Source organism: Massilia hydrophila (assembly GCF_020208145.1).
GTDB classification, from domain to species: Bacteria; Pseudomonadota; Gammaproteobacteria; order Burkholderiales; family Burkholderiaceae_D; genus Telluria; species Telluria hydrophila.
This window is the reverse complement of sequence record NZ_JAHYBX010000001.1, coordinates 827,574-852,468: the sequence shown is the minus strand read 5'-3', so window position 1 is coordinate 852,468 and position 24,895 is coordinate 827,574. Positions and strand designations below refer to the sequence as shown.

At 67.8% G+C, this 24,895-nt stretch carries 19 protein-coding genes; 7 read left to right on the top strand and 12 right to left on the bottom strand.

What is annotated here, in order from left to right; all coding sequences use genetic code 11:
* From LE190_RS03885 to LE190_RS03850, 8 genes are all read right to left on the bottom strand, one after another.
* Entirely contained in the window at window positions 1-3,267 is a 3,267-nt protein-coding gene (locus tag LE190_RS03885; protein WP_225237465.1) for an efflux RND transporter permease subunit, read from the bottom strand.
* Window positions 3,264-6,374, bottom strand: a complete 3,111-nt coding sequence (locus tag LE190_RS03880; RefSeq protein WP_225237464.1) for an efflux RND transporter permease subunit — start codon at window positions 6,372-6,374, stop codon at window positions 3,264-3,266. Before LE190_RS03880 ends, LE190_RS03885 begins: the two co-directional genes overlap by 4 nt.
* 102 nt (window positions 6,375-6,476) lie before the next feature.
* Window positions 6,477-7,817: an efflux RND transporter periplasmic adaptor subunit gene (locus tag LE190_RS03875; RefSeq protein WP_225237463.1), complete on the bottom strand. Its 1,341-nt coding sequence runs from the start codon at window positions 7,815-7,817 to the stop codon at window positions 6,477-6,479.
* Between the two features lie 252 nt (window positions 7,818-8,069).
* A complete protein-coding gene (sppA, locus tag LE190_RS03870) occupies window positions 8,070-9,926 on the bottom strand; it encodes a signal peptide peptidase SppA (RefSeq protein WP_225237462.1) in 1,857 nt (618 codons plus the stop codon).
* A 43-nt stretch (window positions 9,927-9,969) separates the two neighbouring features.
* Window positions 9,970-11,439, bottom strand: a complete 1,470-nt coding sequence (locus LE190_RS03865; protein ID WP_225237461.1) for a sodium:solute symporter — start codon at window positions 11,437-11,439, stop codon at window positions 9,970-9,972.
* A gap of 111 nt (window positions 11,440-11,550) precedes the next feature.
* Window positions 11,551-11,943 carry a hypothetical protein gene (locus tag LE190_RS03860; protein WP_225237460.1) on the bottom strand — a complete coding sequence of 131 codons (393 nt, stop codon included), beginning with the start codon at window positions 11,941-11,943 and terminating at the stop codon, window positions 11,551-11,553.
* Between the two features lie 163 nt (window positions 11,944-12,106).
* Complete coding sequence (locus LE190_RS03855; RefSeq protein ID WP_225237459.1) at window positions 12,107-13,753, bottom strand: NYN domain-containing protein; 1,647 nt, start codon at window positions 13,751-13,753, stop codon at window positions 12,107-12,109.
* Window positions 13,754-13,934: 181 nt separating this feature from the next.
* The gene (locus LE190_RS03850) at window positions 13,935-14,354 is read right to left on the bottom strand and encodes a DUF1810 domain-containing protein (RefSeq protein ID WP_225237458.1); all 420 of its coding nucleotides are present in this window, start codon (window positions 14,352-14,354) and stop codon (window positions 13,935-13,937) included.
* Window positions 14,355-14,432: 78 nt separating this feature from the next.
* Here LE190_RS03850 and LE190_RS03845 point away from each other — a divergent pair, with 78 nt between their 5' ends.
* From LE190_RS03845 to LE190_RS03815, 7 genes are all read left to right on the top strand, one after another.
* Entirely contained in the window at window positions 14,433-14,681 is a 249-nt protein-coding gene (locus LE190_RS03845; RefSeq protein WP_225238048.1) for a DUF3820 family protein, read from the top strand.
* A gap of 100 nt (window positions 14,682-14,781) precedes the next feature.
* Entirely contained in the window at window positions 14,782-15,771 is a 990-nt protein-coding gene (locus LE190_RS03840) for an alpha/beta fold hydrolase (protein WP_225237457.1), read from the top strand.
* Between the two features lie 58 nt (window positions 15,772-15,829).
* Window positions 15,830-16,321, top strand: a complete 492-nt coding sequence (locus LE190_RS03835) for a hypothetical protein (RefSeq protein WP_225237456.1) — start codon at window positions 15,830-15,832, stop codon at window positions 16,319-16,321.
* A gap of 106 nt (window positions 16,322-16,427) precedes the next feature.
* Window positions 16,428-19,268, top strand: a complete 2,841-nt coding sequence (locus LE190_RS03830) for a M16 family metallopeptidase (protein ID WP_225237455.1) — start codon at window positions 16,428-16,430, stop codon at window positions 19,266-19,268.
* A 97-nt stretch (window positions 19,269-19,365) separates the two neighbouring features.
* Complete coding sequence (gene ribA / locus LE190_RS03825) at window positions 19,366-20,073, top strand: GTP cyclohydrolase II (RefSeq protein WP_225237454.1); 708 nt, start codon at window positions 19,366-19,368, stop codon at window positions 20,071-20,073.
* A gap of 116 nt (window positions 20,074-20,189) precedes the next feature.
* Window positions 20,190-21,656, top strand: coding sequence for a S1 family peptidase (locus LE190_RS03820; RefSeq protein ID WP_225237453.1), 1,467 nt, complete (start codon window positions 20,190-20,192; stop codon window positions 21,654-21,656).
* The gene (locus tag LE190_RS03815; RefSeq protein ID WP_225237452.1) at window positions 21,653-22,603 is read left to right on the top strand and encodes an FHA domain-containing protein; all 951 of its coding nucleotides are present in this window, start codon (window positions 21,653-21,655) and stop codon (window positions 22,601-22,603) included. Before LE190_RS03820 ends, LE190_RS03815 begins: the two co-directional genes overlap by 4 nt.
* 50 nt (window positions 22,604-22,653) lie before the next feature.
* Here the strand turns inward: LE190_RS03815 and LE190_RS03810 are convergent, their stop codons facing one another.
* From LE190_RS03810 to LE190_RS03795, 4 genes are all read right to left on the bottom strand, one after another.
* Window positions 22,654-23,469, bottom strand: coding sequence for an ion transporter (locus tag LE190_RS03810; RefSeq protein WP_307734668.1), 816 nt, complete (start codon window positions 23,467-23,469; stop codon window positions 22,654-22,656).
* Window positions 23,470-23,549: 80 nt separating this feature from the next.
* Entirely contained in the window at window positions 23,550-23,975 is a 426-nt protein-coding gene (locus tag LE190_RS03805) for a VOC family protein (RefSeq protein WP_225237450.1), read from the bottom strand.
* The gene (locus tag LE190_RS03800) at window positions 23,965-24,519 is read right to left on the bottom strand and encodes an NADPH-dependent FMN reductase (RefSeq protein WP_225237449.1); all 555 of its coding nucleotides are present in this window, start codon (window positions 24,517-24,519) and stop codon (window positions 23,965-23,967) included. Before LE190_RS03800 ends, LE190_RS03805 begins: the two co-directional genes overlap by 11 nt.
* A 67-nt stretch (window positions 24,520-24,586) precedes the next feature.
* Window positions 24,587-24,895: a hypothetical protein gene (locus tag LE190_RS03795; protein WP_225237448.1), complete on the bottom strand. Its 309-nt coding sequence runs from the start codon at window positions 24,893-24,895 to the stop codon at window positions 24,587-24,589.

Here is a 24,895-nt window from a genome sequence, read left to right as displayed (position 1 = left end):
TCATGGCTGTACGGTGTTCGGATAGGCGGCATCGCCACCTTCGGCATGGCGGGTCAGTTCGTGCTCGTTCGGCTTTTTCGTGCGCAGCTTGTCGAGCAGGACGTAGACCACCGGCGTGGTGAGCAGGGTCAGGAGCTGGCTGGCGACCAGGCCGCCGATGATGGCGATGCCGAGCGGGCGGCGCAGCTCGGAGCCTTCGCCAAAGCCGATCGCGAGCGGCAGCGCGCCCAGGGCGGCGGCCAGGGTGGTCATCAGGATCGGGCGGAAGCGCAGCAGGCAGGCCTCGCGCACCGCGGCGGTGGCCGACATGCCGCGCGCGCGTTCGGCCTCCAGCGCGAAGTCGATGATCAGGATCGCGTTCTTCTTGACGATGCCGATCAGGAGGAAGACCCCGATCAGGGCGATGATCGAGAACTCCATGTCGAACATCAGCAGCGCCAGCACGGCGCCCACGCCGGCCGAGGGCAGCGTGGACAGCACCGTCACCGGATGCACCAGGCTCTCGTACAGGATGCCGAGCACGATGTAGATGACCACGATGGCGGCCAGGATCAGCATCGGCTGCTCGTCGGACGATTCCTGGGCGGCGCGCGCCGTGCCCTGGAAGCTGCCGCGTACATTCGACGGCATCGCAATGTCGGCTTCGGCCTGCTTGACGGCGTTCTGGCCGTCCTCCAGGTTGTAGCCCTCGGCCAGGTTGAACGACACCGTGGTCGCCAGTTCGCCGTCCTGGTGGTTGACCGAGGTCGGGGTGGAGCTCTCGGCGAAGCTGGCCAGGGCCATCAGCGGCACCATGGTGGTGGCGCTGGATGACAGGGCCGCGCCGCTGGCCGGGTCGCGCGCGGCGGTCAGGTTGGACGAAGCGGACGACGCACCGGATGCGACGCCGGAAGCCTGTGCCCCCGCCCCGGCGCCGCCACCTCCGCGTGCCGGCACGTACACGTCGCGCAGGGCTTCCGGCGACTGGGCGTAGCGCTGGGCCACGCCCATGATCACCCGGTACTGGTTCAGTTCGTCGTAGATATTGGCCACCTGGCGCTGGCCGAAGTTGTTGTACAGCGCATTGTTGACGTCGCGCGTGCCGACGCCGAGGCGCGCCGCGGTATCCTTGTCGATGGTCACGAAAGTCTCGACCCCGTTCTCGGCCTGGTCGGTGTCGACGTCGACCAGGGCGGGCTGGCGCTTCATCGACTCGGCCAGGCGCGTGGCCCACTGCTTCAGGTCGGCCGCGTTGTCGCTCTTGAGCGTGTACTGGTAGGTCGAATTGCTGGAACGGCCGCCCATGCGCAGGTCCTGCACCGGGTTCAGGAAGATCGACACGCCGGTCACGCGCGCCATCCGGGGGCGCAGGCGGGCAATCACGGCCTGGCCGGTATCGCCCTCGGCGCGCTCGGCGACCGGCTTGAGGTTGATGAACATGAAGCCGCCACCGGCGCGCCCGCCGCCGGTAAAGGCGACCACCGTGTCCACCGCCGGGTCGCGCTTGATGATGTTCACCAGCTGGCGCAGCTTGTCCTGCATGGCCTGGAACGAGATGCTCTGGTCGGCGCGGATGCCGCCGTTGAGCTGGCCCGTGTCCTGCTGCGGGAAGAAACCCTTGGGCGCGGCGCTGAACAGGTAAACGTTCAGCGCCACCACGAAGCCGAGGATCAGCATCACCAGCAGCTTGCTGGCGAGCGCCCAGTCGAGCGCGTGCTCATAGCCGCGCAGCACCTTGCCGAAGCCCCGCTCGGACCAGCGCGCGAGCACGCCGGGTTTCTTGTCCTTGTCTTCCTTGCGCAGCATCCAGGCGCACATCATGGGCGTGGTGGTCAGCGAGATCACCAGTGAGATCATCACCGCCGCCGACAGGGTCACCGCGAACTCGCGGAACAGGCGCCCCACCTGCCCGCCCATGAACAGCAGCGGGATGAACACCGCCACCAGAGACAGCGAGATCGACAGTACCGTGAAGCCGACCTCGCGCGCGCCCAGGAGGGCAGCCTTCATGCGGTCCATGCCCGCTTCTATGTGGCGCGCCGTGTTTTCCAGCACCACGATGGCGTCGTCGACCACGAAGCCGGTCGCCACCGTCAGCGCCATCAGCGACAGGTTGTTCAGGCTGAAGCCCAGCAGGTACATGACGCCGAAGGTGCCCAGCAACGACACGATGGTGGCCACCGCCGGGATGATGGTGGCGCGCACGCTGCGCAGGAACACGCTGACCACCAGTACCACCAGCAGGATCGACAGCACCAGGGTGAATTCGATCTCATGCAGCGAGGAGCGGATCGAGTTGGTGCGGTCCGAGGCCACCTGCAGGGTGACGTCGCCAGGCAACTGGGCCTGCAGCGTCGGCAGCAGCGCGCGCACGCCATCCACGGTCTCGATGACGTTGGCGTCCGGCTGGCGCGTCACCAGGACGATGACCGCCGGCTCGCCGTTGAACAGGCCGAGCGTGTTGACGTTCTCGACCCCGTCGATGACCTCGGCCACGTCGCGCAGGCGGATCGCCGCGCCGTCGCGCCAGGCCACGACCAGGTCGCGGTAGTCGGCCGCCAGCGGCCGTCCGCTGTTCGCGGCCCCGGCCGGCTGTGAATAGATCTGGAAGCGGTTGCCCGCTCCTTCGATCGCTCCCTTGGGACGATTGGCGTTGGTGGACTGGATCGCGGCGCGCACATCCTCGCTCGACAGGCCGACCTTGTTGAGCGCGTAGGGCAGCAGCTCGACGCGCACCGCCGGCAGCGAGCCGCCGCCGATTTCCACTTCGCCCACGCCTTTCACCTGGGCCAGGCGCTGCTGCACCAGGTTCGACACCGATTCATAGATCTGGCCGGGAGAGCGCGTCCTGGAGGTGAGCGCCAGGATGATCACCGGCGCGTCGGACGGATTGGCCTTGCGGTAGGTCGGGTTGCTGCGCAGGGTGGCCGGCAGGTCGGCGCGCGAAGCGTTGATCGCGGCCTGCACTTCGCGCGCGGCCGAGTCGATCTTGCGGTTCAGGTCGAACTGCAGGCTGACCCGGGTCGAGCCGTTGCCGCTGTTCGAGGTCATTTCGTTCACGCCCGCGATCACGCCCAGCCTGCGCTCCAGCGGCGTGGCCACGCTCGAGGCCATGGTCTCGGGGCTCGCGCCTGGCAGCGAGGCCGACACCGAGATGGTCGGGTAATCCACCTGCGGCAGCGGCGACACCGGCAGCACGAAGAAGGCCGCGATGCCCGCCAGCGCCAGGCCGATCGTCAGCAGGACGGTCGCGATCGGGCGCTCGACGAAGGGGCGCGACAGGTTCATGCGCCGACCCTCTCCGGCTTGTTCGGCGCTTTACCAGTCCGGCGCTGCGCCAGGCGATCGAACGCGAGGTAGATCACCGGCGTGGTGAACAGGGTCAGGAGCTGGCTCACGATCAGGCCGCCGAAGATCGCCAGGCCCAGCGGACGGCGCAGCTCGGCGCCCTCGCCCGTGCCCAGCATCAGCGGCACGGCGGCGAACAGCGCGGCCAGCGTGGTCATGATGATCGGGCGGAAGCGCAGCAGCGCGGCCTGGCGGATCGCGTCGAGCGGGGACTTGCCTTCGTCGCGCTCGGCCTCGATCGCGAAGTCGATCATCATGATCGCGTTCTTCTTGACGATGCCGATCAGGAGGATGATGCCGATGATGCCGATCACTCCCAGCCCCTGCCCGGTCACCCACAGGGCCAGCAGCGCGCCCACGCCGGCCGAGGGCAGCGTGGACAGGATGGTCAGCGGATGCACGTAGCTCTCGTACAGCACGCCGAGCACGATGTAGACGCAGACCACGGCCGCCAGGATCAGCCACAGCTGGTTCGACAGCGAGGCCTGGTAGGCGCCGGAGGCGCCGAGGAAGGTCATGCTTACCGCGTTCGGCATCTTGATCTCTTCGGCGGCCGCGCGGATCGCGTCCACCGCGGTGCCGAGCGAGACGCCCGGCGCGGTGTCGAAGCCGACGGTGGCGGCCGGGTACTGGGCCACGTGGGTGACCTGCAGCGGCGCTTGGGCTTCACGAATGGTGGCCACCGCGGACAGCGGGGTCGGCTGGCCGGAACCCGTACGCAACTGCAGCCGGGACAAAGCCGCCAGGGACATCGCTTCATCCTGCTGGGCCTCGAGGATCACGCGGTACTGGTTGGTCTCGGTGAAGATGGTCGAGACGATGCGCTGCCCGAAGGCGCTGTAGAGGGCGTCGTCGATCGAGGCCGCCGTGATGCCAAGGCGCGAAGCAGTATCGCGGTCGATGTCGATGTAGGCGGCGCTGCCGAGCGCGCCGGCGTCGGTGGTGGCGTTGCGCACCTCCTTCGTCTTCGCCATCTGGGCCACCAGTTTCTGCGCCCATTCGTTCACGGTGGCGCTGTCGGCGCCCTCGATCGACAGACGGTACTGGGTCGGGCCACTCTCGGCGTCGATGGTCAGGTCCTGGGTCGGCTGCAGGAATAGGGTGACGCCGGCCACGCTGGCCACCCTGCTGCGCAGCCGGTTCATGATCGCTTCCTGGTCGCCGCGCTCCTCATCCTTCAGGTTGATCAGCATGGTGCCGTTGTTGAGCATGGTGTTGTTGGCCGCGTCCACGCCCACGTAGGAACTGAGCGAGGCGACCGCGGGGTCCTTCAGCACTTCGGCGGCGGCCGCCTGCTGCAGCCTGGCCATCTCGGCATACGAGATCGACTGGCGCGTCTGCAGGCGTGCCTGCAGCTGGCCGGTGTCCTGGGTCGGGAACAGCCCTTTCGGGATCACCGCCCACAGCAGCGCGGTCAGCACCAGGGTCGCCAGCGCCACCAGCAGGGTCAGGCCCTGGCGCGCCAGCACCCAGCCCAGCGCCACGTCATATTTCTGGATCACCTTGTCGAAGAAGGCCTGCGACTTCTGCGCGAAGCGGCTGGGGCGCTCGTCTTCATGGCGCTTGAGCCAGCGCGCCGACATCATCGGCACCAGGGTCAGCGACACCACCATCGAGATCAGGATGGTCACGGCGAGGGTCACCGCGAATTCGCGGAACAGGCGGCCAACCACGTCACCCATGAACAGCAGCGGAATCAGGACCGCGATCAGCGACACGGTCAGGGAAATGATGGTGAAGCCGATCTGGGTCGCTCCCTTCAGGCTGGCGGCCATCGGCGTTTCGCCTTCCTCGATGTAGCGCGCGATGTTCTCGATCATGACGATGGCGTCGTCGACCACGAAACCGGTGGCGATCGTCAGCGCCATCAGCGACAGGTTGTTCAGGCTGTAGCCCATCAGGTACATGATGCCGAAGGTGCCGACCAGCGAAATCGGCACGGCCAGGCTGGCGATCACGGTGGCGCGCAGGCTGTGCAGGAAGGCGAAGATCACCAGCACCACCAGCACCACGGCCAGCAGCAGCTCGATCTGCACGTGCTTGACCGAGGCGCGGATGCCGGCGGTGCGGTCGCTCAGCACGTCCATGCGTACCGAGCTTGGTAAGCCGGCCTGCAGCTCCGGCAGGCGCTCCTTGATGCCGTCCACGGTGGCGATCACGTTGGCGCCCGGCTGGCGCTGCACGTTCAGGATGATGGCCGGCTTCATGTTGGCCCAGGCGCCGATGCGCACGTTCTCGGCGCTGTCGACCACGCGCGCCACATCTTTCAAGCGCACGGGGGCGCCACCGTTGTTGCCATTCCTGTAGGAGACGATCAGGTTCTCGTAGTCCTCGACGGCCAGCAGCTGGTCGTTGGCATTGATGGCATAGGAACGGGTCGGGCCGTCGAAATTGCCCTTGGCGCTGTTCGCATTGGCCGCCGTGATGGCGGAACGCAAGCTGTCCAGGCCCAGACCATACGAAGCCAGGGCCTCGGTATCGGCCTGGATCCGCACCGCCGGCCGCTGGCCGCCGGATAGCGTCACCAGCCCCACACCCGAGACCTGGCTGATCTTCAGGGCCAGGCGGGTGTTGACCAGGTTCTGCACTTCGGTGAGCGGCAGCGTATCGGAGGTGATGGCCAGGGTCAGCACCGGCGCGTCGGCGGGGTTGACCTTGGCATAGACCGGGGGTGCCGGCAGGTCGGTCGGCAGCAGCGAGCCGCCGGCATTGATCGCGGCCTGCACTTCCTGCTCGGCCACGTCGAGGGTCTGGCCCAGGCCGAACTGCAGCGTGATGACCGAGACGCCGGAGGCGCTGGTGGAACTCATGCGCGTCAGGCCCGACATCTGGCCGAACTGGCGCTCGAGCGGCGCGGTGACGGTGCGCGCCATGACTTCCGGGCTGGCGCCCGGGTACAGGGTCTGCACCTGGATGGTCGGGAAGTCCACCTGCGGCAGCGCCGACAGCGGCAGGAAGCGGTAGCCGACCAGGCCGGACAGCACGATGGCCAGCATCAGGAGGGCCGTCGCGACCGGGCGCTTGATGAAGGGGGCGGAGGGGCTCATTGGATTCTCACTCGGGCCGCGTCAGTGCAAGCGTGGCCTGGACGGGTGGGCGGGGAACAGTCCAGTGAACTGTTCCCCGCCCACCCGGACAACGCAGGTGCATCATTGCTGCGCTCCCTGGCGTTGACGGCGCCCCTCGCCCTGCTGTCCACCTGCGCGCGCACCTTGCGGCCGGTCGCCCGGCAGCGTCACTTTGGCGCCATCGCGCAGGCGGTCCGCACCTTCCGTGATCACCTGCTCGCCCGCCTTCAGGCCGGTCTTGATCTGCACCTTGTCCACCGTCGCCTGCCCGCGCGTCACCGCGCGCTGCGACACCGTCTTGTCCTGCGGGTTCAATACGTACACGAAGTCGCCGTTGGCGCCGTGGCGCAGCGCCGTCACCGGCACCACGACGGCATCCTCGACCGTGTCCATTTGCAGGCGCAGGTTCACGAACTGGCTGGGGAACAGCTTGTTGTCGGCATTCGCGAAGCGCGCCTTGGCGCGCACGGTCCCGGTCTGCACGTCGACCTGGTTGTCGAGGGCGATGAAGCTGCCGCTGGCCAGGGCCTCGCTGCGGGTACGGTCGAGGGCCGTCGCCGGCAGCTTCGCTCCCTGGGCGATGCGCCCCTGCAGGGCCGGTACCTGGTCCTGGGGCACGGTGAATTCGACGTCGATCGGCGCCAGCTGGGTGATCACCGCCACGCCGTTCGCGTCGCCCGTGTTCACCAGGTTGCCGATGTCGACGGTGCGCAGGCCCACCCGCCCGGAAATCGGCGCCTTGACCTGGGTGTAGCTGACGTTCAGCCGCGCCACGCCCTCGGCCGCGCGGTCGGTCATGACCGTGCCTTCGAGCTGCTTGACCAGGGCCGCCTGGGTATCGACTTCCTGGCGCGCGATCGATTCCTGCTCCAGCAGCGTGCGGTAGCGCGACAGCAGCAGGCGGGCGTTCTCGAGCTGGGCCTCGTCGCGCTGGCGCTGGCCGCGCGCCTGCAGCAGCGCCATCTCGAACGGACGCGCATCGATCGTGGCCAGCACCTGGCCGGCCTTGACCGCCTGCCCTTCGCTGAACAGGATTTTCTGGACCACGCCCGAGACCTGCGGACGCACGGTGGCCGTGGCGGCCGGCACCACGGTGCCGAGCGCGTCGAGCTGGATCGGGATATCGACCTGTTCGGCGGTGGCGACGCCCACCGTGGTGGCCGGCGCGCCGCGCCCGCCCCGGCCACCGCCGCCCCCTCCGCCTCCTCCGCCACCCGGTCCGCCTCCGGCGCGGGCACCGGGCGCGCCCGGCGGGCCGCCGGCACCGCCGCCGGCCGGCTGGTGCGTCAGGCGCCAGGCCAGCAGGGCCAGGCCGATCATGGCCAGCACGGCGATGATGGTACCGAGCAGGCGTTTGCGACGCGCGGGTGGCGCTGGCGGCGGGCTCGTGAGGGCGGACTTGGGAGGGGCGTTCGGATCCATGCTCTACCTTGTTCTTTTGGCCAGAGTGATATGCAGATAAGTGGCAAAAAGAGTAGCACGGCAAATCCGGCTGATATGTTTCGTAACGTACACTAGCGGGCCCATCCTGCAGCATGCTGTTACATGACCGGGTCAGCCCTGGGCCGCGTTTCTGTCGGCAATCCCCGGCGGGCCAACGCAAAACGGGTACGGAATCGCTTCCGTACCCGTTTTGCCGATGTTGCAAGCAGTTACAAACCTGCTACAAATGACTCATGGCGTGGCGCACAGGCAGTGGGTCACGGCCGCGAAGGGCTTGCGGCCGTCGGCCACGTCCTTCAGCCAGGCCATGTCCTGCGCCACCTGGGCGACCGGGCCGGCCGGCAGCGCCGCGTCCATCAGGCCCAGCCTGACCTGGATGTTGACGGCCTGGGCGGTCGAAGCGCCCATCATGTTCAGGAAGCGCTCGAGGCGGCCGACCGGACGCTCGACGTAGGCGACACGGTAGTCGTCGCCCAGTTTCGCGCGCCTGGCGGCCGAGGCCAGCGCATCGCCGTAGCCGCCGAGGCGGTCGACCAGGCCACGCTCCTTCGCCTGGGCCCCGGTCCAGACCCGGCCCTGCCCGACGGCGTCGATCTTGGCCACTGTCGTCTTGCGCGCCTGCGCGGCCTTGCTGGTGAACTCGCCATACACGTGGTTGATGCTGCTCTGGAGCAGGCGCGCGAAGCGCGGGTCGAGCGGGCGCAGCGGGTTATAGGCGTCGGCCAGCCAGGTGGTGGTGACGCCGGCCGTGTGGATGCCCAGCTTGTCGCCGATCTTTTCCGCGGTCGGCAGGATGGTGAACACACCGATCGAACCGGTGATGGTGGCCGGGTCGGCGATCACCTCGTCCGCCGCCATCGAGATCCAGTAGCCGCCCGAGGCCGCCACGCTGCCCATTGACACGACCACCGGCTTGCCGGCGGCGCGCGTCAGCTCCAGCTCGCGGCGGATGAGTTCCGAGCCATAGGCGCTGCCGCCGGGAGAATCGACCCGCAGCACCACGGCCTTGATCTCGTCGTCCTCGCGTGCCTGGCGGATCAGGTTGGCGGTGGTGACGCCGCCCACCGTGTCCGGACCGCTGCTGCCCTCGGTGATATTGCCGGCCGCGACGATCACGCCGACCGCGTCGCCGAACACGCGCGGCTGGTGGCGCTCCAGGTAGTCGTGGAAGCCGATCTGGCGGAAGGACTTGATCCGCTCGTCATAGGCGCCGCGCTTGACCATCAGCGCGCGCAGCTGGTCGATGGTCTTGACGCCATCGACCAGGCGGCCCTGCTGGGCCACGCGCGCGGCGCTGCCGCCCAGGCTCTCCATCTGCAGCGGCAGGGTGTCGATCCATTCGGCCAGCTGGCCGGCGCGCAGCTTGCGGTTCTTTTCGACCTGCGCCGTGTAGTCCTGCCACAGGGCGTTGTACAGGTAGCTGTCGGCCTCGGTGGCTGCATCGGACGGGCCGTTCGCGATATAGGGTTCGGCGAAGCTCTTGTAGGTGCCGACCTTGATCAGGTTGACAGTCACGCCCAGCTTGTCGAGGGCATCGCGGTAATAGTTGCGGCGCGCGCCGAAACCCTCGATCAGCACCATCCCCATCGGGTGCACATAGACTTCATTGGCATGCGAGGCGAGCAGGTAGCGCTTCTGGTCGTAGCTGCCGCCCCAGGCCACCACCTTCTTGCCGGCCGCCTTGACCCGGTCGATCGCCGCGCCGACTTCGCGCAGCTGGGCCAGGCCGCCGCCGTTGAGCTGGTCAAGCAGCAGCACCACGCTGCCGATGCTGTCGTCTTTCGCGGCGGCGTCGAGCACGGTGAGCAGGTCGCGCAGCCGCACGCTACGCTTGCTGTCGCCGGCCACCGAGTCCAGCAGCGCATCCTCGAAGCTCGACTGGTACTGCTCGACCAGGTCGCCCTTCAGGTCCAGCACCAGGGCGGTCCTGGCGCCGATCGGCGTGACGCCGCCCGAACTCATGACCGCCACGACGATGATCACGAACAGCAGGAACAGCAGGTTCATGAAGGTGCGGCGCGAGACGTCGACCGCGCGCCACAACATGGCGAAGCCGCGCCGCAGCGCGCCCAGGGGTTTGAATGCCATCGGAACTCCGTTGATCAGTAGTTTCAGCGCCTTCCAGGGCGGTTCAGGCCGCGACTGCGGCGCTGCCCGCTTTTACCTTGTGCGAGATTGCGAACAGGCCGGCATAGACGAGTATGCCATTTACCATGAGCAATTCCAGCCCCAGACGGTAGGAACCGAGCAAGTGTTCCTGATTGTACTCAAGGACTGCGCAAAGAATCGGCGCGCCGATTGTAATGTACGGCACCAGGCGGTCGGTCACGCCGCGGCGGGTCAGCATGCCGAAGGCGAACAGGCCGAGCAGCGGACCATAGGTGTAGGCCGCCAGCTTGAGGATCACCACGATCATGCTCGGGTTGTCGGCCGCCTTGAAGCCCAGCACCATGAGCAGGAACAGGCCGGCAAAGCCCAGGTGCACGCGGCGGCGCAGGCTTTCCTTGGCCGCTTCCGTCAGGTCGCTGCGGCGCTTGATGCCCAGCAGGTCGATGCAGGTCGACGAGGTCAGCGCCGTGATCGCGCCGTCGGCGCTGGGGAACAGGGCCGAGATCAGCGCGATCAGGAACACGACCTGCAGCGCCGCCGGCAGGTGGCCCATCACCACGGCCGGGAAGATCTTGTCGCCGCTCGCCGTGACACCCGCGATCGGCGCGTACAGGTACAGCAGGCCGCCCAGGAACAGGAAGGAGAGTAGGACCACGACCAGCACCGCGGTCAGGGTCAGCATGTTCTTCTGCGAGTCCTTCAGCGTCTTGACCGAGATGGTCTTCTGCATCATTTCCTGGTCCATGCCGGTCATCGTGATCGTGATCAGGGCACCGGCGATGATCTGCTTGAGCCAGAAATTGGGGCTGTCCAGGTCGTGCGTGAAGATCCTGGCCAGGCCTTGCGACTGCATCTGGTTCAGGCTTTCCAGCACCGACATGTTCAGTTCGCCCAGCAGGATCCAGACGCACGCGAACAGGCCGAACAGCATGGCGCTGGTCTGCAGGGTGTCGGTCCAGACGATGGTCTTGACGCCGCCTTTGTAGGTATACAGCAGGATCATGCCCAGCACGACAAGGGTGCTGAGCCAGAACGGGATGCCGAGGCTGTCGAGGATGATCGCCTGCAGGATATTTACGACCAAGTACAGCCGCGCGGTGGCGCCGAGCAGGCGCGAAATGATGAAGAAGCCCGCCCCGCTCTGGTAGGCGCGCCGGCCGAGGCGCACGTCGAGGTAGTGATAGATCGAGGTCAGCTGCAGGCGGTAGTACAGCGGCAGCAGCACGTAGGCCACGGCGATGTAGCCGATCACGTAGCCGATCACGATCTGGGCATAGCCGAAGCCGTCGGCGCCGACCGCGCCCGGCACGCTCACGAAGGTCACGCCCGACAGGGTGGTGCCGACCATGCCGAAGGCGACCAGCATCCAGTTGCTGCTCTTGTTACCGATGAAGAAGCTGTCGTTGTTGGCGTTGCGGGAGGTGGCCCAGGCCACGCCGAGCAGGAGCGCGAAATAGGCGATGAGGATGGCAAAGAGGAGTGCCGGAGACATGGGATTCCAGTGCGGTTGTCGTTTCGCCCAGCAATATACACCGAAGCCAGGCTAGCGGAAACGCCGCAAACGGCAGCCACGCATAACGCAGGGTGATGGCACCGGCCCGGTTCAGGCTTCCTCGCCGCGCACCCGTTCGAAGGGGCCGATGCAGGTATTCATGGTCTCGTCCGCGCACATCAGGAACAGCTTGCCCGACGGGTGGAAACGGATGAAATTGGTGGCCGTGGCGCCGGGCTTCATGACCGCGCCCGCGCAATCCTTCTTGCCATTGTCCTTGACCACGCGGTCTTCGAGCCGGTAGAAGCCCTTGGCGCTGGGCCTGGCCGGAATCCGGTACTCGCTTTCCGAGATTTCCTCGGCGCTGGTGACAAGGGTGGTGCCGTCGCCGCGGAAACGGTAGGTTTCGGAACAGCCGAGCTCGGGCAGGCTCAGTTTCCAGATGCCGAGGATGGGGTGGTCGGCAGGCGGCGCGGCCTCGGCGATGTTGAGGGCTGACAGCATCAACAATCCGGCAAGCATACGCATGGCAGCTCCTTCGCACGTCGCGCCAGCCGCGGCGGCCGCCACGGCAGGCCCGCGCCTGCGGGCGGTGTCATTATTGCAGCAGCGGCGCGCGCACGTCGCACGCGTCGCCGCCGCAATTGACTGGCTTGTCGCAGGCGGATCAGCCCTTCGACGGCGCCTTCGGCTTGGCCGGGCGGCGCCCACGCGGCGCCGTGCTGCGGGCTGCCGGCTTGCGGGCCGGGCCCGCAGGCTTCTTGCGCACCACCGTGCCTTCGGCGACGTTGCCGTCGACATCGTTGCTGGTGTCGTCGTCTTCGTCATCGCCGGCATCGCTGCCGGTCGCTACAGGCGCACGGACTTCCGGCTCGGCTGGCGCCGGCTCGACCGGCGCTGCCACGCTGTCCGCGACTGCAGCGCTGTCCGCGGCCGCGGCCTTCCTTGCGGCCGGCTTGCGCGGCGCGCGGCGGCGTTCCTTCGCGGGCGGCGCGACGTCAGCCACCCCGTCGGCCGCCCCGTCGGCCGCCACGCCGTCCGCCGGCGCCTCGTCGGCTTGTGGCGCCGCTTCTTCGGCCAGCGCTGCGGCGGGCGCCAGTGCTTCGATGTCGGCTGTGCCGGCTGCTTCCGTCTCCGGCGCCGTCGGTGTCACCTCGCCGCGGTAGCTGCTCTTGTTGCGGCCGCCACGACCGCGGCGGCGCGTGTCCGGCTTGTCTTCGGCCGGGACGGCAAGGTCCGCATCCAGCATGGCCGGCTCGGAATCGGCCGCGTCCAAGGTCGCATCCATGCTCACCTCGGCAGGCGCGTCGAACGACGACGCCACCGCCGCCTCGCCGCGTCCGGCTCCCTTGTTGCGCCCGCCACGGCCGCGGCGGCGCGGCTCCGGCCGCGCGTCCATCGCCGCGCTGTCGTCCGCGCCTTCCTCGACCTCGGCGGCGCCGGCTTCCGGCACCACCACCAGCTCGGGCGCCGGCATGGCGAGCGATGCGCCGGCGCTGCGGTACACGTAGGTGCCGGATTTTTCGTCACGGCCGAAATCGAACAGGCCGCGCGCCTGGGCTTCTTCGAGCAGGTTGCCGAAGGTGCGGAAGCCGTAGAAGGTCTCGGAGAAGTCCGGACGGCGGCGCTTCAGGGTGTCCTTCAGCAGCGACGCCCAGATCTTGCCGGTGTCGCCGCGCTCGGACACCAGTGCATCGAAGGTCTCGACCACCATCTCGAGCGCCTGCGCCTTGCGCGCTTCGAGTTCTTCCTTGCGCTTGTCGTCGCTCGGGCGGCGCGCTTGCGGCTGGCCGCGGCGGGCGTCGAGTTCTTCCTTGCGCTTGGCGGCGGCGCGGTTCTTCTCGCGCACCAGGTCGTCGTAGAAGATGAATTCGTCGCAGTTCGCCACCAGCAGGTCGGAGGTGGACTGCTTGACGCCCACGCCGATCACGCGCTTGGCGTTCTCGCGCAGTTTCGATACCAGCGGCGAGAAGTCCGAATCGCCCGAGATGATGACGAAGGTGTCGACGTGCGACTTGGTGTAGCACAGGTCGAGCGCGTCCACCACCAGGCGGATGTCGGCCGAGTTCTTGCCGGACTGGCGCACGTGCGGGATTTCGATCAGCTCGAAGTTCGCTTCATGCATGGGTGCCTTGAAGCCCTTGTAGCGGTCCCAGTCGCAATAGGCTTTCTTGACCACGATGCTGCCCTTGAGCAGCAGGCGCTCCAGCACCGGCTTGATGTCGAATTTCTCGTAGTTGGCGTCGCGCACGCCCAGCGCGACGTTTTCGAAGTCGCAGAACACCGCCATGCTGATGTTGTCGGAGGAAGCCATGAATGATTGCTTTCAGATAATGATGGGACAGACTGAGCGCGATTATACGCAACCCGCCACGTGCTGGCGCCATGTGCCGCGCGGGTCGGACCGCCGCAAGGCGGAATCCCCGGCGACGCCGGTGGCCGTGACCGCTACGGCCAGGACAAGGACCGCGCCAGGTACTGCGGCCCGCTCCGGATCAGAGGCGCGCCAGCGTGGGGTCGTCAGGCCTGCCGCCGAAGTAGCGGTCGATACATTGCTGGAACACGGCGTCGCCTGGAGCCACTGCGGCGAACAGGGTCATCGACGAATGGAACTTGCGTTCGTCCGGATCGCCGAAAATCTGCAGCGCGGTGACGCCTTGCTGCCTGGCCACGATGTCGGCGCAGGCGCGCAGGCGCTCGCCCAGTACCGGATGGGCGAGATAGGCAGCGGCCTCCTCCGCCGAGCCGATCGCGTAGCGGCGCGCCATGTCGCTGCGGCCCAGCCCCGCGATCTGCGGGAACACGAACCACATCCAGTGCGTGCGCTTGTGGCCGGCCCGCAGCTCCTGCAGCACCGCCGCCAGCACGGGATCCTGGGCACGCACGAAGCGCTCCAGGTCGAATCGGTCGTCCATGCTTGCGTCCTCCCCTGGCGCCATGCTACAAGGTTCGCGCTCCTGACAGAACAGGCGCACGCCATGCGCCCCGCAACGATGAACACCGACCACCTGCCCCTGCTGCTCGAACGCGAGATGCCCTTCGGTAAATACCAGGGCCGCAAGATCGCGGACCTTCCCGGCCACTACCTCGGCTGGTTCGCGCGCGAAGGCTTTCCGCGCGGCGAGCTGGGCCAGCTGCTGGCCCTGATGTACGAGCTCGACCACAATGACCTGCGCGCCCTGCTGGACCCCTTGCGCCCATCCTGCCCATCCTGCCCATCCCGCCCGTTGCCCCGGCGCTAGTGCGTCCGCACCACAATGGTGCTGTGCAAGATAGCTTCTTGTATATTTTTGTATGTATATGGAACTATCATGGCAAACCACCAATACCTGCTGGAATGCCATGTCGATGATCGTTTCTCGCGCGAACCTTTCCCTGGGCCTGCTGGCGCTGTGCCTCGCTTGCCCTTCCGTCCTGGCCCAGCCGGCCGCGGCCCCGCCGGCCGCCGCTGCACCGTCAGCCGCGCAGGGCGCCGCCACGGTGACCACCAGCGACGGCGTGGCCCTGGCCTATACGGCGGCCGGCCAGGGCATTCCCTGCCTGTTCGTCCACGGCGGCCCCGGCTCGGGCAGCGAAGTGGTGCAGCGGCTGGCGGGCGAGGTGCTGGAGAAGCGCTTCCGCATGGTCTACCTCGACCAGCGCGGCAGCGGCCGTTCGGCCAGCGATCCGCACAAGGATTATTCGCTCGAACGCGTGGTACAGGACATGGAAGAGCTGCGCGCCAGCCTGAAGATCGACAAATGGGTGCTGATGCCGCATTCCTTCGGCGGCATCATCGCGACCGCCTACGCGCGCAAGCATCCGGACCGGGTGGCTGGCATGGTGCTCATGAACGGCATCCTGCACCTGCCGGCCTCGATGGAAAGCACGGTCACGCACGGCTACGCCCTGCTGCCGGCCGATGCGCGCCCGCCGCTGGATCCGGCGGCGCCGCTGCCGCAGCGCTTTGGCATGGTGATGGGCCTGCTGGGCCAGGCCAGGCTGACGGGCCGGTTGATGTATGCGGACCCGGCCACCGAGGCCCGCGTCGGCGCCGCCATGCGGGGCCTGGCGGCCAACCGCGACTTCGCCTCCACCCTGTTCGCCAGCGGCGCCATTGCCGGCTACGCGCACGACATGGCGCCCGCCACGGCCGGCCTGGCGATGCCGGTGCTGGTCATCAGCGGCAAGGAAGACCATGTGAGCGGCGCCGAGCATTACCGCAGTTTCCGCTTCCCGCGCCAGCAGGTGGTGCTGGTGCCGGGCCGGCATTTCTCGATGATCGAGCAGCCGGCCGAGGTCGGCCGGGCGCTGGACGGCTTTGCCGCCTCGCTGCGCGCGCTCGCGCTGTGACAATCCGTGACGCTTGCGCGCCGCGCTTGCTGTAGCCTATGGGGCAAGGAGGAGTCACATGAACGCATCGATGCGCGCCGCGCCTGGCTACGGCACCCTGGCTGCCCTGCTCACCTTGTTCACCCTGCCCTGCGCAGGCGCGGCCCAGGAAGACCCGGCCTCGGCGGCCTCCAAAGCGCGCTACGCCGCCGCCTGCTCCTACCTCGAGGGGGAAATGGCACGCCTGGATGCCATGGTGGCCCGGTCCATGCCCGCGGACCGGCTGCTCAGGCGCGATCCCGCCAGCGGCGCCCGCCTCTACAGGCGCCAGGCAAAGGATGCCCGCATCGACTACCTGGTGCTGGCGGACGGCAAGCGCATCGTCAGCCAGGCCGAACTCGGCCCGCACCACCTGGGCCTGTCCCTGACGGCGCCCGCCCTGCAGCGCAAGCTTGGGCTGGACCATCCCTTGCCCCCGACATTCCAGACCGGCTGCGACGGCTGGGACATGCAGGCCAGGACCAGGGGCACCCGGCTGCTCGGCATGACGATCTCGGTCCATATCGACTAAAGGGTTCGCAAGCCTTTCACGTTGTAGCAATCAGGAAATTGCAATACTATCCAGAACCGTGTGGCCACCTGCCGGCTGTTCGTTTCCATCGTAAGGACCTGATTGCATGAAGATGTCTCCCCTGCCCCTCCTGCTGGCCGCCTGCTTCGCCTCGGCCGCTTCCGTGCCCGCGCATGCGGCCAAGCCCGCCGCCAGCGCCGCGGCCGGCGCCCAGCTGAAAGTGGACTACCAGAAGTTCACGCTGCCCAACGGGCTGGACGTGATCTTCCATATCGACCGTTCCGACCCGGTGGTCGCCGTCAACCTGACCGCGCACGTGGGCTCGGCGCGCGAAAAGGCCGGCCGCACCGGCTTCGCTCACCTGTTCGAACACCTGCTGTTCCTGGAATCGGAGAACCTGGGCAAGGGCGGCCTCGACAAGATGACCGCCCGCATCGGCGGCTCCGGCGCCAACGGCTCGACCTCGACGGACCGCACCAACTACCTGCAGACCGTGCCCAAGGACGCGCTGGAGAAGATGATCTGGGCCGAGGCGGACAAGCTGGGCTGGTTCATCAATACCGTCACCGACGCCGTGCTGGCCAAGGAAAAGCAGGTCGTCAAGAACGAGAAGCGCCAGGGCGTGGACAACGCGCCCTACGGCCACACCCGCTACGTGATCAACAAGGCGCTGTACCCGCTCGACCACCCGTATAACTGGCAGGTGATCGGCTCGCTGGAAGACCTGCAGAACGCGACCCTGGACGACGTCAAGGAATTCTTCCGCCTGTGGTACGTGCCGAACAACGTGACCCTGGTGCTGGCCGGCGACTTCGATCCGGTCCAGGCCCGCAAGTGGGTCGAAAAGTATTTCTCCGAAATCAAGCGCGGCGCGCCGGTCGCGCCGATCGCCAAGCGCGCCGGGGTAGTCAAGGAAACCGTGAAGCTGGCGCACGAGGACAACTTCGCCAAGCTGCCCGAGCTGACCATGGCCTGGCCGACGGTGGAAGACCTGCATCCCGACTCGTACGCGCTCGAGGTGCTGGCCGAATACCTGTCGCAGACCAAGCGCGCGCCGTTCTACAAGGTGGTGGTGGAAGACGGCAAGCTGGCACCGAGCGTCCAGATCGGCAACCAGACTGGCGAGATCGCCGGGCAGTTCATGCTGCGCGTGCGCGCCTTCGAGAACAAGCCGCTCGACGAGGTGATGGGCGCGGTCGGCAAGGCCTTCGCCAAGTTCGAGGACGAAGGCATCTCCGAGCGCGACCTGAACCGCATCAAGGCCGGCCTCGAAACCCGCTTCTATGCCTCGGTGTCGAGCGTACTGGGCAAGTCGGCCCTGCTGGCCGAGTACAACTACCTGACCGGCAATCCGGGCTATGTGGCGGACGGCATCAGGAAAACGCTGGCGGTGACGCCGGCCGACGTGCGCCGCGTGTACGACACCTACATCAAGGGCAAGCCCTACGTCGCCACCAGCTTCGTCCCGAAAGGCAGGCTGGCGCTGGCCCTCTCCGGCTCGGCCAAGGCCGACGTGGTCGAGGAAAAGGTGGTGCAGGGTGCGGAAGCGGCGGTCGATCCGAGCGCCAACGCCACCTATGCGAAGACCCCGTCCAGCTTCGACCGCAGCAAGGAACCCGGGTATGGCGAGACGCCGGCGGTGAAGGTGCCGCAGGTGTGGGATACGAGGCTGGCCAATGGCATGCGCGTGCTCGGCATCGAGAACCGCGAAGTGCCGCTGGTGCAGTTCGACATTGCGATCGACGGCGGCCTGCTGCTCGACCAGCCGGACAAGGTGGGCGTGGCCAACCTGATGGCGCGCATGCTGACCCAGGGCACCGCCAAGCGCACCCCGCAGGAACTGGAAGAAGCGATCCAGCAGCTCGGCGCCAGCATCAACGTGTCGGCGCGCGCCGAGGATGTGCGCGTCAGCGTGACCACGCTGGCCCGCAACTTCCAGCCGACCCTGGACCTGGTGCAGGAAATCCTGCTCCAGCCGCGCTGGGACGAGAAGGAATTCGCCCTCGTCAAGCAAAGCGTGCTGAGCCAGATTCGCCAGCAGGACGCGGAACCGAATGCGATCGCCAGCCGTAACTTCGCCAAGCTGGTGTATGGCAAGGACGATCCCCGTTCGCGCAACATCCTGGGCACGGCCGAGAGCGTGAACGCGATCACCATCGCCGACCTGCAGCGCTACTACGGGGCGAACCTGTCGCCGTCGGTGGCGCGCATGCACGTGGTGGGCGCGCTGCCGAAGGCTGCCGTTACCCGTTCGCTGGCCGGACTTGGACGCGCATGGAAGGCGCATCCGGTCAAGCTGCCGTCCGCCACCGCCGCGTCGGCCCCGGCGCCGGCCAGGGTGTATTTCGTCGACGTGCCGGACGCGAAGCAATCGGTGCTGCAGGTCGGCTACCGGGCGCTGGCCGCCACCGACGCGGATTACTATCCGGCCACGGTGGCCAACTACATCCTGGGCGGCGGCGGCTTCGCCTCGCGCCTGACCCAGCAGCTGCGCGAGGGCAAGGGCTACACCTACGGCATCAACTCGGGCTTCTCGGGCAGCAATAGCGCCGGCCCCTTCATGATCGCCAGCGGCGTGCGCAGCAATGTCACGCTCGAGTCGGCCCAGCTGGTGAAGCAGATCCTGCAGGACTACCCGGCCACCTACTCGGCGGCCGACCTGGAGACCACCAGGAACTTCCTGGTCAAGAGCAATGCGCGCGCCTTCGAGACGGCCGGCGCCAAGCTGGGCATGCTCGACAACATCAGCAAGTACGGCTGGCGCCCCGACTACGTCAAGGAGCGCGAGGCGGTGGTCGGGTCGATGACGCTGCCGAGGGTCCAGGCGCTGTCGCGGCAGTATTTGGATCCGTCGAAGATGGTGTGGCTGGTGGTGGGCGACGCCAAGACCCAGCTGCCGCGCATGAAGGAACTGGGCTTCGACGAGCCGGTCGTGATCCCGCGCTGAGTTCCCGGTGCCGGCGCCGGGGCCGCTCCCCGCACGGGGGGAGCGGTTTTCCGGTAAACTGCACGGTTACTGCAACACGCTTCGACACGAGAACACCATGCCTGCCACCGCCCCTTCCGATACCGCCGCCAGCGCCAACGACCAGCAGCTCGAGTACGTCACCTCGTGCGCCCTGCCGACGCCGTGGGCGCAGTTCACGCTGCACGCCTTCATCGAGCACGGCACCGGATCGCCGGGCGCCGGCAAGGAGCACCTGGCGATGGTGCTGGGCGACGTCGGCGACGGGGAGCCGGTACTGGCGCGCGTGCATTCCGAATGCCTGACCGGCGACGTGCTGTTCTCGCAGCGCTGTGACTGCGGCGCCCAGCTCGAGGGCGCCCTGCGCCGCATCGCCGAGGAAGGCCGCGGCATCCTGCTCTACCTGCGCCAGGAAGGACGCGGCATCGGCCTGGTCAACAAGATCCGCGCCTACCGCCTGCAGGAAGCGGGCGCCGACACGGTCGAGGCCAACCTGCAGCTGGGCTTCCATGCCGACGCCCGCAACTACGAACTGTGCAGGCCGATGCTGGAACGGTTCGGGGTGCGCTCGCTGCGCCTGATGACCAACAACCCGCGCAAGATCGACGCCATGACCCGGCTCGGCATCGCGGTAGCCGAGCGGGTGCCGCTGCTGGTCAACCGCAATGCCTACAACAACAGCTACCTGAACACCAAGCAGGCCAAGCTCGGCCACATGATGACGCCGCCCGCCGCGGTGCCGGCCGACCAGGCGCCGGCGCCTGCCGCCACGCCCGATGTGATCTGATCGCGCCGGCACTCAGTGGTGCATTTGCCCTGGAACAGATTCTCCTGAGGGTAACGCGCGCACAGCCCCCGCGTCCAATGGCAAGATAGCGTTTCGTCCTGCCATGATGGGAATGCATGAAACGACTCCTCGCCGCCCTCCTGTTGTCCAGCCTTGCCGCCAGCGCCGGCACGGCGCCGCCCGCGGACCGGACGGTCCAGGCCAGCAGGAACGGCGCAGTATCCAACCCGGCACCCGCCGCCAGCCCGGCGCCACCGCCGCACCTGTCGCCGGAAGCGCCACCCGGCGCCAGCCCGACGGCCCCGGCCCCGGGAGAGGTCGATAGCCAGGATGCCCTGCCTCCGCCGTCCTCGGCCGCGCAGGACCTGTACGCCTCGGCGCGCGGCGACCTGCTGCAGATCCGCATGCTGCTCAAGAACGGCCGCACGCAGTCGACGGTCGGTTCCGGCTTCCTGGTCGGCACCGGCAACCTGGTGGTCACCAACTACCACGTGGTGTCGCAGATGGCGCTCGACCCGGACGTCTACACCGCCGAATACGTGGACACCGACGGCAACAGCGGCCCCGTCGAGCTGATGGCGGTGGACGTGCTGCACGACCTGGCCGTGGTGCGCGTCAACCGCGAAGGCAGCGGCTTCTTCAAGGTGCCCGAACACCCGGTACGCCTGACCCAGGGCCAGCGCCTGTACTCGCTCGGCAATCCGCTCGACCTCGGCTTCGCGATCTCCGAGGGCGCGTATAACGGCGTGGTCACGCGCAGCTTCTACGACCAGTTGATGTTCGGCGGGCCGATCAATTCCGGCATGAGCGGCGGGCCCAGCGTCACCGGCAACGGTACGGTGGCCGGGGTCAACGTCTCCAAGCGGCGCGATGGCGAATCGGTCAGCTTCCTGGTGCCGGTGAAGTATGTGCAGGAACTGCTGCGCAAAGTGGAAACCCAGCCGGTCCCGCCGAAGGATTTCAATCCCTTGATCGCGGCCCAGCTGCTGGAGCACCAGCGCGCCATGGTCGACCGCCTGCTGGAAGAGCCGCTGGCGATCAAGAGCATGGGCCCCTACCTGGTGCCGGTGCGCGAGTCGGGCCAGTTGCGCTGCTGGGGGCGCTCCAATGTGAAGGCCCAGACCGCCTACACCCTCGATGCGATGAGCTGCGCGATGGAGTCGGCGATCTACGTCTCCTCGTCGCAGCAGACCGGGCATGTGGCGATGACCCACCAGTACATTCGCTCCGACAACCTGGCCCGGCTGCCCTTCGCGGCCCTGGCCAGCCAGATGTTTCGTACCGATAAGCTGGGCAGCGCCTGGGACCGGCGCCTGACCAAACCGGTGTGCAGCGAGCGCTTCGTGCACACGCGCACCCTGCCGCTGCGCGCGGTGACCTGCGTGCGCGCCTACCGCAAGTTCGAGGGCCTGTACAATTTCACGCTGCTCACCGCCAGTACGGATGCCGCCGAATCGAGCCTGCAAAGCCGACTGGATGTGTCCGGTGTCTCCTACGAGAACGGCATGCGCATCACGCGCGCCTTCCTGGGCTCGTTCGGGCGCAGCGTGCGGCGCGCGCCCGCGCCGGGGAACAAGCCATGAAGGGCCCCTGGACCGTCGAGATCCTGGCGCGCAACGGCGAGGTGCTGCATCGGCACCGTGCGCACAGCCTGCCGATCCGCGTCGGCCGCGCCTACGACAACGACTTCATTCTGGACGACGAATACGCGGCGGCCCACCACGCGGTGATCGAAGCAGACCCCGACGGCGCACTGCTGATGCGCGACCTCGGCACACGCAATGGCCTGAACCACGGCCGCAAGCGGGTGCAGCAGCTGGAGCTCGGCGGCGACACCGTGGTACGCATGGGGCATACCTCGCTGCGCGTGCGGCCGGCCGACTTCCCGGTACCGGCCGAGCTGCGCGACCGCACCATGCACGGCTGGGAGGGCCTGTTGCCCGGCCTGGTGGGCGTGCTGCTGGCGGGCCTGGTGGCTCTGCTGCTGACCTGGCTGTTCGACGCCCAGCCCTTCGAACTGCTGAACTACGTGCTGGCCCCGGCGGCCGGCATCGGCGCGGCCCTGCTGTGGAGCAGCCTGTGGGCGTTCATGAACCGCCTGTTCGGACGCTACACGCGCCTGGGCCGGCATCTGTTCATCTTCGGCTGCGGGATGACGGCCCTGGTGGGCTTCCGCTTGCTGGCGGCCGTCGTCGCCTATGCCTATTCGCTCGAATGGCTGACGCGCTACGGCTCGCACGTGGCGGTGGCGACGATCGCCGGCATCATCTACTTCCACCTGGCGACCATCAAGCCGTCCTTGCGGCGGCGCCTGCGCGCGGCCTGCGCCGCAGTCGCCGTGCTGGCATCGAGCCTGGTACTGATCGTGAACCAGCAACGCCAGGGTTTCGTCGCGGACGAGCTGTACATGGCGGTGCTGCTGCCGCCCGAACTGCGCGCCAGTCCGGATGCGACCGTGGCGGAATACATGACGGAGGTCGAGGCGATGCGCGCCGAGCTGGAGGCGGAGCGCGCCAGGCAGCCCGACTGAGACCCCGTTCCGCTTCGGTGCCAGCGCTGCCGGCGCCATTGCCCGCGGCGTCAGTGTTTCCCCATCACCGCAGGCAGCTCGGCACCGCAATCCCTGCAGAATCGCGCGCGGCCTTCGTGGCCGCCGCTGCCGCAGGCGCTGCAGTTGCGCGGCAGGCGCGCCGGTCCGCGGCGGCGGTCGTTACGGCGCGCCGACATCTCGGCGGTGACGATACCCGTGGGCACCGCCAGGATACCCCAGCCGAGCAGCATCATGAACGAGGCGATGGCCTTGCCGAGCGTGGTCTGCGGCGTGATGTCGCCATAGCCGACCGTGGTCATGGTCACCACCGCCCAGTACATGGCGGTCGGGATGCTGGTGAAGCCGCGGGCCGGCCCTTCGACCACGTACATCACGGTGCCGAGGATCAGCACCGCCATCAGCACCACCGAGAGGAAGACCATGATCTTGCGGCGGCTGGCGGCCAGGGCCTCGCCCAGCCGCGTGTATTCCTCGATGTAGAGGGTCAGCTTGAAGATGCGGAACACGCGTAGCAGGCGCAGGATGCGGATGTCGAGCAAGGCTTCGCTGCCCGGCACCAGCAGCGACACATAGGTGGGCAGCACCGACAGCAGGTCGACGATGCCGAAGAAACTGGTGGCGTAGCGCAGCGGCTGGCGCACGCACACGAGGCGCGCCACGTATTCCGCCGTGAACAGCAGCGTGAAGCCCCATTCCAGCATGTGCATCAGGTCGGTGTGCCGGGCGCGGACCATCGGTACGCTGTCGAGCACGACGACCAGGATGCTGAGCAGGATGGCCCCGACCAGCGCGATGTCGAAGCGGCGCCCGGCCGCCGAATCGCTCAGGAAGATCAGGTCGTACAAGGCACCGCGCCAGCCGTCCGGGCGGCCGTAGCGGGCCGCGGGTCGGGCGGCGTCGGGGGCTCTGTCTGCAGTGCGCGCCTTCATCGGGGATAAGGCGGTCCCTTGAGCTCGACGGTATTGCGTTCGGGGTCGAGCAGATAGATCGAGGGGCCATCGCCTTCCGCGCCGTAGCGCGATGCAAGCGGTCCTGCGTCCACGCCATGCGCCTCCAGGTGGCGCCGGATCGCGGCTTCGTCGAAGGGCTCGATGCGCAGGCATAGGTGGTCGAGGTTGCGCCCGCCCACGCCGGGCGCGGCGCCGCCTTCGCGCCCCAGCGTGCCATCCACCGGCACCAGGTCGATCAGGGAATGCCCGGCGCGCAACTGAACCAGGCCCAGTTCGTCGAGGCGGCGCTCGACCGGGCAGCCGAGCACCTCGCCGTAGAAGGCGATCATGGCATTCAGGTCGGCGACGCGCAGCACGATGTGGTCGAGCCCGCGCACCGCGATCGGATGCTCACCTGGCATGGCGCTCGACCCAGCCGGCGAAGGTGTCGATGAAGGTCTGGAAGAAGGCGCGGCTGGCGTCGTCGACCAGGCGCTCGCCCTCGTACTTGCCGGCCACCATGCCGACATAGGCTTCGGGCGCCGGCATGCAGGGCATGTCGAGGAAAGGCAGCATCTGGCGCAGGTGGTGGTTGGCGCCGAAGCCGCCCAGCGCGCCGGGCGAGACGCTGACGATCGCGCAGGGCTTGCCGGTATAGGCCGCCTTGCCGTAGGGACGCGAGCCGACGTCGATGGCGTTCTTCAGGGCGCCCGGCACCGAGCGGTTGTATTCCGGGGTGCAGAACAGGATGCCGTCGGCCTGCCTGATGCGCTCGCGGAAAGCGGTGAAAGCGGCCGGCGGGTGATCGGTCTCGTCGTCCTGGTTGTAGAGCGGCAGGTCGCGGATCTCGACGATCTCCATGTTCAGGCTGGCCGGGGCCAGTTCGATCATCGACTGCGCCACCTTGCGGGTGAACGAGTCCTTGCGCAGGCTGCCGACGATGACGGCGATGTTCCTGGTGGTCATGGTGTTCCTTTCGGTTCGGTCTCAAAACCTGATGGTAACCATTTTCACAATATTGCGCCGATTGCGGCTAGATCCGCAGGCGCCGACGTTCCTCGAGAAAGCGCTTGAGCGCGGCCTTGCTCATCACCGCCACCGGGTCGCCATGCCAGGCATACAGGTAGCGCTCGCCTCCCTGGCGGTCGGTGAGCTTGGCGGAAATCAGGAAGCGCGTGCCAACCGGGTAGCGCTCCGGGTCGGACAGCAGGCGCGAACAGTGCACCCGCAGCGAGGTCGCATACGCCTGGCCGGAGACCGGCCGGATGGCAACGCGCCCGCTGCGCGGGTCGCGAAAAGACTCGACCGCCACTTCGCGATAGGCCCAGGCTTCGCGCGCCAT